At 59.9% G+C, this 13482-nt stretch carries 10 protein-coding genes; 3 read left to right on the plus strand and 7 right to left on the minus strand.

The features are described 5' to 3' along the window. Positions 1-9: 9 nt before the first annotated feature. On the plus strand, positions 10-2703 hold the full coding sequence (locus KGA89_RS27510; protein ID WP_223473033.1) for a DEAD/DEAH box helicase: 2694 nt from the start codon (positions 10-12) through the stop codon (positions 2701-2703). An 80-nt stretch (positions 2704-2783) separates the two neighbouring features. Here KGA89_RS27510 and KGA89_RS27515 read toward each other — a convergent pair whose 3' ends face one another. The 3 genes from KGA89_RS27515 to KGA89_RS27525 form a co-directional block, all read right to left on the minus strand. Further along, positions 2784-6074: a DEAD/DEAH box helicase gene (locus KGA89_RS27515; RefSeq protein ID WP_223473034.1), complete on the minus strand. Its 3291-nt coding sequence runs from the start codon at positions 6072-6074 to the stop codon at positions 2784-2786. A 41-nt stretch (positions 6075-6115) separates the two neighbouring features. Further along, positions 6116-7114, minus strand: coding sequence for a beta-N-acetylhexosaminidase (nagZ, locus tag KGA89_RS27520; RefSeq protein WP_223473090.1), 999 nt, complete (start codon positions 7112-7114; stop codon positions 6116-6118). Positions 7115-7297: 183 nt separating this feature from the next. Continuing rightward, positions 7298-8005: a TetR/AcrR family transcriptional regulator gene (locus KGA89_RS27525; protein WP_003199653.1), complete on the minus strand. Its 708-nt coding sequence runs from the start codon at positions 8003-8005 to the stop codon at positions 7298-7300. 241 nt (positions 8006-8246) lie between these two features. Here KGA89_RS27525 and lexA point away from each other — a divergent pair, with 241 nt between their 5' ends. Together lexA and sulA are read left to right on the plus strand one after the other, a co-directional pair. Next, positions 8247-8855, plus strand: a complete 609-nt coding sequence (gene lexA, locus KGA89_RS27530; protein WP_003199651.1) for a transcriptional repressor LexA — start codon at positions 8247-8249, stop codon at positions 8853-8855. A 10-nt stretch (positions 8856-8865) separates the two neighbouring features. Then, entirely contained in the window at positions 8866-9339 is a 474-nt protein-coding gene (gene sulA / locus KGA89_RS27535) for an SOS-induced cell division inhibitor SulA (RefSeq protein ID WP_014339358.1), read from the plus strand. 71 nt (positions 9340-9410) lie between these two features. Here the strand turns inward: sulA and KGA89_RS27540 are convergent, their stop codons facing one another. The 4 genes from KGA89_RS27540 to KGA89_RS27555 form a co-directional block, all read right to left on the minus strand. Continuing rightward, positions 9411-9644, minus strand: coding sequence for a hypothetical protein (locus tag KGA89_RS27540; RefSeq protein ID WP_003183419.1), 234 nt, complete (start codon positions 9642-9644; stop codon positions 9411-9413). 106 nt (positions 9645-9750) lie between these two features. Continuing rightward, the gene (locus tag KGA89_RS27545) at positions 9751-10275 is read right to left on the minus strand and encodes a DUF6586 family protein (protein ID WP_003199647.1); all 525 of its coding nucleotides are present in this window, start codon (positions 10273-10275) and stop codon (positions 9751-9753) included. A gap of 233 nt (positions 10276-10508) precedes the next feature. After that, positions 10509-13121, minus strand: a complete 2613-nt coding sequence (gene topA / locus KGA89_RS27550; protein WP_223473035.1) for a type I DNA topoisomerase — start codon at positions 13119-13121, stop codon at positions 10509-10511. Positions 13122-13236: 115 nt separating this feature from the next. Beyond that, on the minus strand, positions 13237-13473 hold the full coding sequence (locus KGA89_RS27555) for a DUF1653 domain-containing protein (RefSeq protein ID WP_025212748.1): 237 nt from the start codon (positions 13471-13473) through the stop codon (positions 13237-13239). Between the last annotated feature and the right edge of the window lie 9 nt (positions 13474-13482).

Genomic DNA, 13482 nt, shown 5'->3' on the forward strand with positions numbered 1-13482 from the left:
GGCGCGCCTATGCCCTCGCCCCTGAGCAAACCCCTGGCACCTTCCTGGGTCAATCGATTCAAGGAACAGAGCCTGGAGCGCGGGCGCCGTTATGCGCTGGAAAACCGCGTCAGGATTGTCGAGGCCGGCGACAGCACCATCACCGCCAGCTGCGAAGGCTCTGGCGGTAACGTCTACCGTCAGACCATTCGCCTTAAAGAGTCAGCCAAGGGCACGCTGATTCTGCTCGAAGCCGCGTGCTCCTGCCCGGTGCGCATCAACTGCAAGCACTGCGCAGCCGTGTTGCTGCAAGTCCAGGAAACCCTGGCCTACCCAGCCGCCGAAAAAGACGCGCAATTACTGGAGAAACTCCAGGCCGTGCTGGACAACCGCAGCCCCAAGGCCCCGCCACAAGTGCTGGTGGACAACGTGCAACCGGTGCCGCGCCTGTGGCTGGCCAGTATCGAGTTCAGCGCCTTCGAGCCGCGCAACGGCAAAATGCAGCGCTACATTCAACACCGCGCCGCGCTGTCCTTCAGTTACCTGGACGAATACGTCAGCGGCCAGCGCAACACCGACGTGCTGATTCGCCAGGAAACCCAGACACTGCGGATAAAACGCCACACCGACGTGGAACAGTCCTACCGCGAACAGCTGCGAATCCTCGGCTTCAAGGTCGCGACTCGACAAAGCAAGGCCCTGCCGGAAAGCGCCGGCGAACTGTACGAGATGGTCAACGACAGTGCCTGGCTGACCTTCACCCTCAACGACCTGCCGAAACTGCGCAGCCAGGGCTGGGAACTGCAGATCGACGAGGACTTCGGCTTCGACCTGACGGCTGTGGACGAGTGGTACGCCACCGTCGAGGAAACGCCGGAGCGGGATTGGTTCGACCTCGAACTGGGGATCATCGTCAACGGTGAGCGCCTGAGCCTGCTGCCGATCCTGTTGAACCTGATGCGCTCGCACATCGAATTGTTCAACCCGGAACGCCTGGCCCGGCGTCGGGACGACGAACTCATTCTGGTCAACCTGCCCAACCGTCCGAACTCGGAGTTCGGCCCGCAGCAGGTGGCCCTGCCCTATGGCCGGCTGAAGCCGGTGCTGGCGACCCTGGGCGAGTTTTACCTGCAAGAGCCCGGCACTACCAAACTGCGCCTCAACAGCGCGGACGCCTTGCGCTTGAACCCGCTGCAGGACATGCCGTTGACCTGGGAAGGTGGCGAACACATTCGCGGCCTGGCCCAACGCCTGCGGGACATCAAGGATTACACCGCCACCGCGCCAGAGGGCCTGAACGCGACGCTACGGCCGTATCAACTCGAAGGCTTGAGCTGGATGCAATCGCTGCGACAGCTGGAAGTCGGCGGCATTCTCGCGGACGACATGGGCCTGGGCAAAACCCTACAGACCCTGGCGCACATTCTCAGCGAAAAAAACGCCGGACGCCTCGACCGACCGTGCATGGTCGTCATGCCCACCAGCCTGATCCCCAACTGGCTCGACGAGGCGGCTCACTTCACGCCGCAGCTCAAGATGCTGGCCCTGTATGGCGCCGGGCGCAAAAAGCATTTCGACCGATTGGCCGATTACGACCTGGTCCTCACCACCTATGCCCTGCTGCCCAAGGATGTCGAGCGCCTGGCCGCGCAGCCGTTGCACGTGCTGATCCTCGATGAAGCCCAGTACATCAAGAACCCCACCAGCAAAGCCGCCCAGGCCGCCCGCGAGCTCAACGCCCGCCAGCGGCTGTGCCTGTCCGGCACGCCGCTGGAAAATCACCTGGGCGAATTGTGGTCGCTGTTTCACTTCCTGCTGCCGGGGTGGCTTGGGGACGTCAAGAGTTTCAACCGCGATTACCGTGTACCGATAGAAAAGCGCGGCAGCGATGTACGACTGCAGCACCTCAATGGTCGGATAAAACCTTTCCTGCTGCGCAGGACCAAGGAGCAAGTGGCGACAGAGTTACCGCCCAAGACCGAGATCATCCATTGGGTCGAACTCAGCGATGCCCAGCGGGACGTCTACGAAACCATGCGCCTGGCGATGGACAAGAAGGTCCGCGACGAGATCACCCGCAAAGGCGTGGCCCGCAGCCAGATCATCATTCTCGAAGCGCTGCTCAAGCTGCGCCAGGTGTGTTGCGACCTGCGCCTGATCAACGACGCCACCCTGCCCGCCCGAGGCAGCACCTCGGGCAAGCTCGACAGCTTGATGGAAATGCTCGAAGAACTGTTTGAAGAAGGTCGCCGGGTGCTGTTGTTTTCCCAATTCACGTCCATGTTGGCGCTGATTGAAGAGGAGCTGAAGAAACGCGGCGTCGAGTACGCCATTCTGACCGGCCAGACCCGCGACCGACGCACGCCCGTCAAGGAATTCCAGAGCGGCAAGCGTCAGATCTTTCTGATCAGCCTGAAGGCTGGCGGTGTAGGCCTGAACCTGACCGAGGCCGACACAGTGATTCACTACGACCCATGGTGGAACCCGGCGACCGAAAACCAGGCGACCGACCGTGCCTACCGCATCGGCCAGGAAAAGCCGGTATTCGTCTACAAGCTGATTGCCCGAGGCACGGTGGAAGAGAAGATCCAGCTACTGCAAAAGGAAAAATCCGACCTCGCGGCCGGTGTGCTGGACGGGCGTGTGGCCGGGGATTGGAAACTGCAGAGCGACGATATCGAAGCATTGTTCGCGCCGCTGCCGGACAAACTGGAAAAGCGCTGATTCACACCGTTTCCTGTGGGAGCGAGCCTGCTCGCGATGGCTGACTATCAGGCGACATAGCCAGTGAATGTGCCGGTGAATCAGGTCTTGGGCAACGGTGCAAACAACGCTTCGATATCGCTCTGCTCAAGCTTCCACCCACCCGTCGCGCCGCCATCCAGCAGACTGCCCGCCAACGCGGCCTTATCCTCCTGAAGCGCCTGTATCTTCTCTTCCACCGTGCCTCGGGCAATCAGCTTGTAGACGAACACTGGCTTGTTTTGACCGATCCGATAAGCCCGGTCGGTCGCCTGATTTTCCACCGCTGGGTTCCACCACGGATCGAAGTGAATCACCGTGTCGGCAGCCGTCAGATTGAGCCCCGTACCGCCGGCCTTGAGGCTGATTAGAAACAGCGACACCTTGCCACTCTGAAATTCCCTCACCGGGGTGCGGCGATCCGTGGTGGATCCAGTCAGTAAGGAATAGGTCAGGCTGCGCTTTTGCAGTTCCTCCTCGATCAGGGCCAGCATCGAGGTGAACTGGGAAAACAGCAGAATCTTGCGCCCTTCGCTGAGCAACTCTTCAAGCATCTCCATTAAACTGATCAACTTGCCGCTGCCGGAACGTAGCGCTTTGGCGGTCTGTACGGTATTGAGCAGCCGCAGGTCGCAGCAGACCTGGCGCAGCTTGAGCAACGCGTCGAGAATGATAATCTGGCTACGGGCCACGCCGCTGCGAGCGATTTCGTCGCGCACTTTCCTGTCCATGGCCACACGCACGGTTTCATAGACATCCCGCTGTCCGTCACTGAGGTCGACCCAATGGACGATTTCAGTCTTGGGTGGCAGCTCAGTAGCGACTTGTTCTTTTTTACGCCGCAGTAGAAACGGTTTTATTCGCGCCGTCAGATGGTGCATTCGCTCGCTGTTGCCATGTTTTTCGATCGGCGTCCGGTAGTCTCGGTTGAAGCTTTTGTTATCCCCCAACCAGCCGGGCAGGAGGAAATGAAACAGCGACCAGAGTTCGCCCAAGTGATTTTCCAGGGGCGTACCGGACAGGCACAAGCGCTGCCGGGCATTGAGTTCGCGAGCAGCCTGGGCGGCCTTGCTGGTGGGATTCTTGATGTTCTGCGCTTCATCGAGAATCAGCACACTCCAGGCCTGGGGTTTCAGCGCCTCCAGATCCCGCGGTAACAAGGCATAAGTCGTCAGAATCAGGTCGTACTGTGCAAGGCTGGCGAAATCTTTTTGCCGGGCTGCACCATGAAGCGCCACGACGTTGAGCTGCGGCGTGAAGCGTGCCGCTTCGTCGAGCCAGTTGGGAATCAGACTGGTGGGCATGACTGCAAGCGCCGGGACATCCAGGCGCCCGGCCTGCTTCTCACAAAGCAGGTGAGCCAGGGTCTGCAAGGTTTTACCCAAGCCCATGTCATCGCCCAGGATGCCGCCGACTTCCAGCTCGCGCAGGGTCTGCATCCAATTGAACCCTTCCAGTTGATAAGGTCGCAGGGTGGCTTTAAGCCCCATCGGCGCCGGGACATGAGCATGAGTCGACTCGTGTAATCGCTTGGCGAACGTACGCAACCGCTCCCCGCCTTGCCAGGTCAATGGCACGCTTTCAAGCACATTCAACCTGGCCGCATCAAAGGCATTCAACCGTATCGAGTCACCCCGGTGCTCCTTCATGTACAACTCACCAAGCGTTGCCATCAGCGGCTTGACCCGCCCATATGGCAACGCGACCTTCACACCAGGACCCGCCCCGAACTTTCCGCCGTTGAGATCGAGCAACATCAACTCTTCATCACCACGCCGATCAAGGTTGTCCGGATCCATCATCTCGGGGCTTGAGCGGAGCAGATGAAGCAAGATCGGCAGCAGGCTGTGCCGTTTTCCATCCACGACAATGCCTAGTTGTAAATCGAACCACTCTCGACCGGGAGACTCGTCGATGTCGGCGTACAACTGCTCCACCGGTTGCAGATCGAAATGAAAACCCGCTTCGATATCGATCTGCCAATTGGCGGCACGCAATCGCGGCAGGCCTTTGTCCATGAAGGCCAACCAGGCGTGGTCATCCGCCATTTGAAATAGCTCACCCCCGATGTCCGCCAGCGCAAGGCTCTTGCGACTGGTTTTCTTGAAACCTACCTTACGCAGAACGGTGCGAAAGGCTTGCTCGACATCCGGTTTACGCTGAATGCGCAAAATTTCGGTTCCGGACAGGATCGACAGTTCGGTGGATGCTTTGTCGTCCGCCACATGACCATCATAAATAAAGGTCAGTGCCGCGCGATGTTCTGGAACAGATTTCCAGTGCCGGAAGGTGATTGCACTTCCCAACGTCAACAACGCTCGCGGTTCAACACCTTCGATGATGCGCTCAGTCAGTTCTTTCGGCGGCGGGATAGGTCGGTCGACAGCGTTGATCCTATGGCTGAAAAGCACAACATCCCGAGCGGGTACCTCCGGCGCACGGCATAAATGGCACGCCAATTTGTCGTCCACTTCATAGGACAGCCGGCCAAGTTCCCTGCGCGATAAATCCAGATAATGAAGCGGCTCAAGCACCAGGAGGTTATCCAGTACCTGATCGCCACTGCGCCACCGAGACCGATAGTTGCCATTGGCCTGCTCAGCCCAGAAAAACTGCGCATTTTTTAGCGGACCTGCGCCCAATGGCTGCGGCGGGTCGAAATCCAGGAACAAGCGCGAGGATTTTAATGCCAGCGCCAGCACTTCGGCGCCGCTGCGACCTTGCAACGGAAAGCTGTTCTGGCTGTGATAATGCTGACTGCTGATAAGCGACTGGCCAATTTGCTTGTCGACGTCGGACATATAATTCGGAGAACGATTCAGCATGTCCGTCAGTTGGCCAAACGCTTTCAGATCCTTCAGGGAACCATCATCGAGCTGGCGCCCCTTGAAGAGTTCCAAAATCCACTGTCCTATGTGCGTCTTCTTGAGTTTGTAGAAGATCCGGACATCGGCGTCTTTTTTGCTCGGTAGCGAATCGGCGTCCCACTCGGGAATACCCTTGATCCAGGTTTCAAGTTCAGAACTCAGGCGCTCGCTGGCGGAGCCGGCCTCCAGCGCTTGCGGATTCCACATCAAATGGAACATGACGGCAGCGCAGTGCTTGCAGCTGTTACCGACCGGGCACGAACATTCGTAACGAACGCCGTCGTAGCCCCGATAACGAGTGAGCTCGATCACCTGCTGATAGACATTATCGCCGCCACCCTCGCATTCGGCGTGAATCGATTGCTCGTCTATCCGCAGTATCCGTACTCGGTCTCTCTCGGCGTAGTCGAACCCGCGCTGAAGGTAACTCTGATGGAAGTCTTCTCCCCAATCCGTCTCAAGAAGCGCCTCAATTGGCTGGGTCATGGGCACCGCCGAGCATTACGCATATCAGTCACGACACTTCCTCAATCAACCAGCTGGGCAGCCCTCAGCGCGCCGAGCGCCGCCAGCCAGCGAGGGTCCTGACGGTATTCAGTGGAGGCACAGGCCTGACCGCGCATGCGGGCGATCCGTGCCGAAGGCTTGACCTTCAGGCGCTGGGCAGCGCTCAAGGCCAACTCCGCGGCAGCACGGTCATTGCACACCAAGCCCATGTCGCAACCCGCCGCCAAAGCAGCCTCGATACGACTGGCAGCATCACCGACCACATGAGCCCCGGCCATCGACAGGTCATCACTGAAGATCACCCCATCGAATTGCAACTCGCCGCGCAGGATGTCCTGCAGCCAGCGGCGGGAAAACCCGGCTGGATTGGGGTCAACCTGCGGATAGATGACATGGGCCGGCATGACGGCGGCCAGTTGTTTGCTCAGCCTGGCAAATGGCACCAGGTCGTTGGCGCGAATCTGCTCCAGGCTGCGCTCATCGTTCGGAATCGCCACGTGGGAATCGGCCTCGGCCCAGCCATGCCCCGGAAAATGCTTGCCAGTGGCGGCCATCCCGGCGGCGTTCATGCCGCGGATGAAAGCACCGGCCAACAACGCAGCGCGCTCGGGGTCACCCTCGAAGGAACGACTGCCGACGACGGCGCTGCGCTGGTAATCGAGGTCCAGCACCGGGGCAAAGCTCAAGTCGAGACCGACCGCCAGCACTTCTGTGGCCATGATCCAGCCGCACTGCTCGGCGAGGTACTCGGCGTTCGGGTTATCGGCTATCGCCCGCATCGCCGGCAACCGCACAAAACCCTGGCGCAGCCGCTGGACACGACCACCTTCCTGATCCACCGCCAATAAAAGGTCAGGGCGGATGGCGCGGATCGACGCGCTCAACTCACGCACCTGACGTGGATGCTCGATATTGCGGGCAAAGATGATCAGCCCGCCTACCTCAGGCTGGCGCAACAGGTGGCGATCTTCGGCCGTCAGCCAGGTACCGGCGACGTCCACCATCAACGAGCCTTGCAGGCCAGCAGTCATAGCATTTCCTTAATAACGATGAACCCGCGCGACAACACAGGCACGACCACACCGCTGGGCCCAAGGCCCGGCAGGTCGCGGTCATGCAACAAAAAATGGAACGGGTTCGAAACGAGAGTCGGCATGGGCGGCTAGCTTAGCGGATGTAGGCAGCCGCGCCCACCCATGCACTTACGCCTTGGCCAGCGCCGGCGTCGATTTACTGCGCGGACGCAATTGCGCGACAGCCATGGCTTCATCGGTGACGCCACTTTCGGCACGCATGCCGGCTGCCAGGAACGGCACCATCAGGCGCATCACCTGTTCGATCGAGGTGTTCACGCCAAAGTCGGTTTCAGCAATGGCGCGCAACGCCTTGATACCGGACATGCTGAACGCCGCGGCGCCGAGCATGAAGTGCACTCGCCAGAACAACTCGATGGGCGGAATACGCGGTGCGGCTTCGTTGACCAGCAGCATGTAGCGCCGGAAAACCTTGCCGTACATGTCTTCCAGGTAACGTCGCAGGTGGCCCTGACTCTGACTGAAAGCAAGGCCCAACAGGCGCATGAAAATGGAAAGGTCGTTACCGCTGCGCGGTTGCACGACAAGGGCTTGCTCGACCAGGATTTCCAGTAGCTCTTCCAAGGTCGGCTTGACGTCAGGCTTGGCCTGCCGGCGCTCCAGTTCGCGATCGAGGCTGAGGCAGAAAGGTCCGAGGAACCGCGAGAATACCGCCTGGATCAAGGCCTTTTTGGAGCCGAAATGATAGTTCACCGCCGCCAGGTTCACCCCGGCCTTGCTGGTGATCAGACGCAACGAGGTTTCAGCGAAACCTTTTTCCGCGAACAACTGCTCGGCAGCATCGAGAATGCGTTCAACGGTTTCCGACTGGGCCATGGTTACTCCGCCTGACAAACACTTGTTTGAAACATACGTTTCAGCCTAGGGGTTGTCAAGCCTGCCGGGGCGTTTTGCGAACGCCCGGTCACGTATTTAACCACACCTTTTCACGGGTGGTAGCCATGTCGCATCCAACAGCCTGACCGACCGTCCAGCGGCCGGTGAAAAAAGGAGGATTGCCAAGCGCCGTCCACTGTATATAATCCCAGTCACTGTATAAAAAGACAGAGCGATCAATATGCTAAAGCTGACGCCACGCCAAGCAGAGATTCTGGCCTTCATCAAACGCTGCCTCGAAGACAACGGCTACCCGCCAACCCGCGCGGAAATCGCCCAGGAACTGGGTTTCAAGTCGCCCAACGCGGCTGAAGAACACCTCAAGGCGCTGGCGCGCAAGGGTGCTATCGAAATGACCCCGGGCGCATCCCGTGGCATTCGCATCCCCGGCTTCGAAGCCAAGGCCGACGAAACCACCCTGCCGATCATCGGCCGGGTAGCGGCAGGCGCACCGATCCTGGCCCAGCAGCATGTCGAGGAGTCCTGCAACATCAATCCTTCGTTCTTCCATCCTCGGGCCGACTACCTGCTTCGTGTACACGGCATGAGCATGAAGGACATCGGCATCTTCGACGGTGACCTCCTGGCCGTGCACACCACCCGCGAAGCCCGCAATGGCCAGATCGTGGTGGCGCGAATCGGCGACGAAGTGACCGTCAAGCGCTTCAAGCGCGACGGCAGCAAGGTCTGGCTCATCGCCGAGAACCCGGAGTTCGCGCCCATCGAAGTGAATCTGAAAGATCAGGACCTGGTCATCGAAGGCTTGAGCGTCGGCGTCATTCGCCGCTAAAGGAGGCTTTATGCAGTTCCCTCACACACCACAACACACACAACTTCCGCTGTTCGAGGCATTCATGGCCCAACCGCTGGCTCCAGTCCTGAAAGAGGTCATCGAGTCGCCCTGGGGCGTCGAGCCCGAGGCTTTCAGCGAACTGTCGTTACGTGGTGCGGCTGGAAACTGCCTGAACCTGCTGGCGCCGATTCTGCGAGAACTCAGCCAGGACCAGGATGCTCGCTGGCTGACGCTGATCGCACCACCGGCCAGCGTCACCCAGGCCTGGCTGCGGGATGCCGGCCTGAACCGCGAACGCATCCTGTTGTTGCAGCCGCGGGGCACCCAAAGCGCCCAACAGTTGACCTGCGAAGCCTTGCGCCTGGGCCGCAGCCACACCGTGGTCAGCTGGCTCAACCCGTTGACCGCCACCGCACGGCAACAGTTGATCAGCGCCGCCCGTACCGGGGACGCACAAAGTCTGAACATTCGATTGGGCTAAGACAAACGCGGGGCTTCTCCAAGGCAGAGAAGCCGACCAGCCACACTATCCAAAAAAGCCGACAGACGGGATCAATGAAGAACCCGCGGCCCCTCTTCCTTGTTGAATTCGCCTTCAACCAGGCGACCTGCCATCTGAACGCCCACGCTCAGCATCGCCTTGGCGACTTCGACGTGTTGGCCCTGGAGGAATACCTTGGCATCTTCGGAGAAGTTCAGGGTAACCAGAGAACCCTCGTCCTCAGCCCTGCGCAGCTCGATGCGGCCATCAGGAAGTTCGACAATTTCTAGAAAGGACGTAGGCATAAAAGTCTGTTCTCCACGAAAGGCGAGGATTATATAGTCATCGGCCAGGCTCCGCTCGGGATCTTGACCAAGCGTTATCAACGAACGTAACGGGCCGTGGGGAAACTCAGCACTCGTTCAAACCTTCACGAAAGCGTATCGCCAGGCTCTTGAGGTTCTGACGCCAACTCTCCAGCTCCTCCCGGCTCAACTCCTGCTCGGGTTCTTGTTCGTCCAGATTGACCGCCACGATCAACGGCTGGGTCACGTCCCCCTTGGGCTTGCGCGGGGCACGTGGCGGTTCGAACAGCGCCGCATGGGCCGCCAATAGCTTCGCCAGCCAGGTTTCCGGGTTGTGCGCCAGCTCGACCATTTCGGCCAATTCCGGGATAGCAATGGTTTCCAGCACTTCGCGGGTCAACAACAGCTCGGCCCGCGGTGCATTCGCTTGAGGCAGGCGATAGAAACCGGCGATTTCATGGCACAACCCCAACAATGCACCGTACAGGTGAAACAGCACGGATTCGCGCCCTGCCTGGAGCAGCGCCGGGGAATTCATCGCACGTCCGTCCTCGGCCCTGGTAAGCGCCTCGAGCGACAGACCGGCGAAATAGATTTTCTGATTGGTGCGGGTATAGAGTTCGTGGGCCATGGCGGCATCTCCCCAACGAAATGAAAGCTTCACGCAAGTGCGACAGTGTCATGGATCAACCGAGGCCACTGCAAGCCAAAAACAAAAGGCCGCATGAAAACCTATGGGTTGTCATGCGGCCTTTTGTTCACATGGGACTTATTGGGACGGCTGCGTCCGAAACGTCGGACCGGTCCAGCGGGAGCAAGCGCCCTCGCCACAGCAAGTCCCTTTGTCACACGCGAGTGCTGCCATCAACTCTTGTCTTGCACCGTCCACTTACCGCCGTCGTAAAAGGCTTTCCAGCCGGTCGGCTTGCCGTCGACTTCGGTCTGCACGTATTGCTCCTTGGTCTTGCGGCTGTAGCGAATGACCGCCGGGCGCCCTTCCGGATCCTTCTGCGGCGCTTCGCAGAGGAAATGGTACTTGGGATCGATCTCGTCCTTGTGCGGCACGATTTCCATCACCAACGGTGCACGGGTCTCACGGTTTTTCGGGAACTGGCTGGCCGCCAGGAACAGGCCGGAAGCACCGTCGCGCAGGATGTAGGTGTCGTTGACCTTCTCGCACTTGAGCTCAGGCATCTTCACCGGGTCCATTTTCGGCGGCGCCGCGTCACCGCTCTTGAGCAGTTTGCGGGTGTTCTTGCAGGTCGGGTTGGTGCAACCGAAGAACTTGCCGAAACGGCCGGTCTTGAGCTGCATCTCACTGCCACACTTGTCGCACTCCAGGCTCGGACCTTCGTAGCCCTTGATGCGATAAGTGCCCTCTTCGATCTCGTAGCCAGCACAGTCCGGATTGTTACCGCAGATGTGCAGCTTGCGCTTTTCATCCAGCAGGTAGGCGTCCATCGCCGTGCTGCAGATCGGGCAGCGATGCTTGCCACGCAGCACCAGGGATTCCGATTCACCCTCGTCGTCCGCGGCGATTTCGTCACCCGGCACCAGATTGACCGTCGCCTTGCAGCGCTCCTTGGGTGGCAGGCTGTAGCCCGAGCAACCGAGGAACACGCCGGTCGAGGCGGTACGGATTTGCATCGGACGCCCGCAGGTCAGGCACGGGATATCGGTCATGACCGGCTGGTTGGCGCGCATGCCGCTGTCAGGGCTTTCGGCCACCTCGAGCTTTTTCTTGAAGTCGCCGTAGAACTCGTCGAGAACGTTTTTCCAGTCGCGCTCGCCCTGGGCCACATCGTCGAGGTTCTCTTCCATACCGGCGGTGAAGCCGTAGTCCATCAGGTTCGAGAAGCTCTCGGACAAACGCTCGGTAACGATGTCACCCATCTTCTCCGAATAGAAACGACGGTTGTGCAGCGCCACATAACCGCGGTCCTGGATGGTGGAGATGATCGCTGCGTAGGTCGAAGGACGACCGATGCCGCGCTTTTCCATCTCCTTGACCAGGCTGGCTTCGGAGTAACGAGCCGGTGGCTTGGTGAAATGCTGGGTCGGATCAAGCTTGATCAGCTTCATCACGTCGCCCTGGGCCATGTCCGGCAGGACGTCGTCATCCCCAGGCTTGGTGATCTGCGGCATGACGCGGGTATAGCCGTCGAACTTCAGGATGCGGCCCTTGGCGCGCAGCTCGAAGTCGCCGGCACCGACGCTGACCGTGGTCGACAGGTATTGCGCCGGCAGCATCTGGCAGGCCAGGAACTGGCGCCAGATCAGCTCGTAGAGACGCTCGGCATCGCGCTCCATGCCCGACAGCTTGCTTGGCTCGGTGTTGGCATCGGACGGACGAATCGCTTCGTGAGCCTCCTGCGCGCCTTCCTTGCTGCTGTAGACGTTCGGCGTGTCCGGCAGGTACTTCTTGCCGAACTCGCTTTCTATATAAGTGCGCGCCATCGCCACGGCATCGGTCGAAAGGTTGGTCGAGTCGGTACGCATGTAAGTGATGTAGCCGGCTTCGTACAGACGCTGGGCCATCATCATGGTTTTCTTCACGCCAAAGCCCAGGCGATTGCTCGCGGCCTGTTGCAACGTGGAGGTGATGAACGGCGCCGACGGTTTGCTGCTGGTCGGCTTGTCTTCGCGCTTGACGATGCTGTAGCTGGAAGCCTTGAGCTTCTCCAGCGCGGCCATGGCCTGGGCTTCGTTGAGCGGCTTGAATGCCTCGCCCTTCTCCCGGGCCACGTCGAAGCGCACGGTGGCGCCCTTGGCGGTGCCGAGGTCGGCGTGGACTTCCCAGTACTCTTCAGGGATGAACGCACGGATCTCCCGCTCGCGTTCCACCACCAGTTTCACGGCGACCGACTGCACGCGACCGGCCGACAGGCCGCGGGCGATCTTGGCCCACAGCAGGGGCGAGACCATGTAGCCCACCACGCGATCGAGGAAGCGACGCGCCTGTTGAGCGTTGACCCGATCGATATCCAGCTCGCCCGGCTGGGAGAAGGCTTCCTGGATGGCCTTCTTGGTAATTTCGTTGAACACCACGCGCTTGTAGCGGCTGTCATCCCCACCAATGGCTTCGCGCAGGTGCCAGGCAATGGCTTCCCCTTCGCGGTCCAAGTCCGTCGCGAGATAGATGGTGTCAGCATCCTTGGCGAGCCGGCGCAGCTCTTCGATGACCTTTTCCTTGCCCGGGAGGATCTCGTACTTGGCTTTCCAGCCGTGTTCCGGATCGACCCCCATGCGTGAGACCAGCTGCTTGCGCGCCTTGTCTTTCGGCGACAGCGCCGGCGCTTCACCGGCAGCAGCCTTGCCGCGCTTGGCGGCTGGCTCCTTGCTGGCGCTAGCCGAACCGCTGGTGGGCAGGTCTCGGATATGGCCGATACTCGACTTCACCACGTATTGGTCGCCCAGATACTTGTTGATGGTCTTGGCCTTAGCCGGGGATTCCACAATGACCAGCGATTTGCCCATGGATCAGAAAATTCCTGAATTCTAAAAAGTGAAAGGCGGTTGGCGCCTGACGCGGCACCGCTATATATAGTGGCTGCAAGGTGAGGTCAAGCGCAGGGTTGCCCGCTTACCGGCCTCAAGGCTTGGAAAAAATGCTCTCCTCGGCCTGCACCAAAGCAAAGCGTGGCACCTGTTCGCCGTCAACCTCGACGGACTCCTGGAACATGCTCAAAGGACGCACCCAAAAGCCGTAATCGCCATACAGGGCTTGATAGAAGACCACTTCTTCCTCGGTCTCGGAATGCCGCGCGATGCTGAATACGCGGTACTGCGGACCTTTGTAATGCTGGTAGAGCCCAGGTTGTATCGGCATGCTTTGGCC

Source organism: Pseudomonas sp. A-RE-22, from assembly GCF_019956035.1.
GTDB lineage: Bacteria > Pseudomonadota > Gammaproteobacteria > Pseudomonadales > Pseudomonadaceae > Aquipseudomonas > Aquipseudomonas brassicacearum.

Bases quoted from the DNA above. Each gene is read 5' to 3' on its own strand.
- KGA89_RS27515 (WP_223473034.1), bottom strand. From the start codon at position 6,074: ATGACCCAGCCAATTGAGGCGCTTCTTGAGACGGATTGGGGAGAAGAC.
- sulA (WP_014339358.1), top strand. From the start codon at position 8,866: ATGCAGTTCCCTCACACACCACAACACACACAACTTCCGCTGTTCGAG.
- KGA89_RS27540 (WP_003183419.1), bottom strand. From the start codon at position 9,644: ATGCCTACGTCCTTTCTAGAAATTGTCGAACTTCCTGATGGCCGCATC.
- KGA89_RS27555 (WP_025212748.1), bottom strand. From the start codon at position 13,473: ATGCCGATACAACCTGGGCTCTACCAGCATTACAAAGGTCCGCAGTAC.
- KGA89_RS27545 (WP_003199647.1), bottom strand. From the start codon at position 10,275: ATGGCCCACGAACTCTATACCCGCACCAATCAGAAAATCTATTTCGCC.
- topA (WP_223473035.1), bottom strand. From the start codon at position 13,121: ATGGGCAAATCGCTGGTCATTGTGGAATCCCCGGCTAAGGCCAAGACC.
- lexA (WP_003199651.1), top strand. From the start codon at position 8,247: ATGCTAAAGCTGACGCCACGCCAAGCAGAGATTCTGGCCTTCATCAAA.
- KGA89_RS27510 (WP_223473033.1), top strand. From the start codon at position 10: ATGCCCTCGCCCCTGAGCAAACCCCTGGCACCTTCCTGGGTCAATCGA.
- KGA89_RS27525 (WP_003199653.1), bottom strand. From the start codon at position 8,005: ATGGCCCAGTCGGAAACCGTTGAACGCATTCTCGATGCTGCCGAGCAG.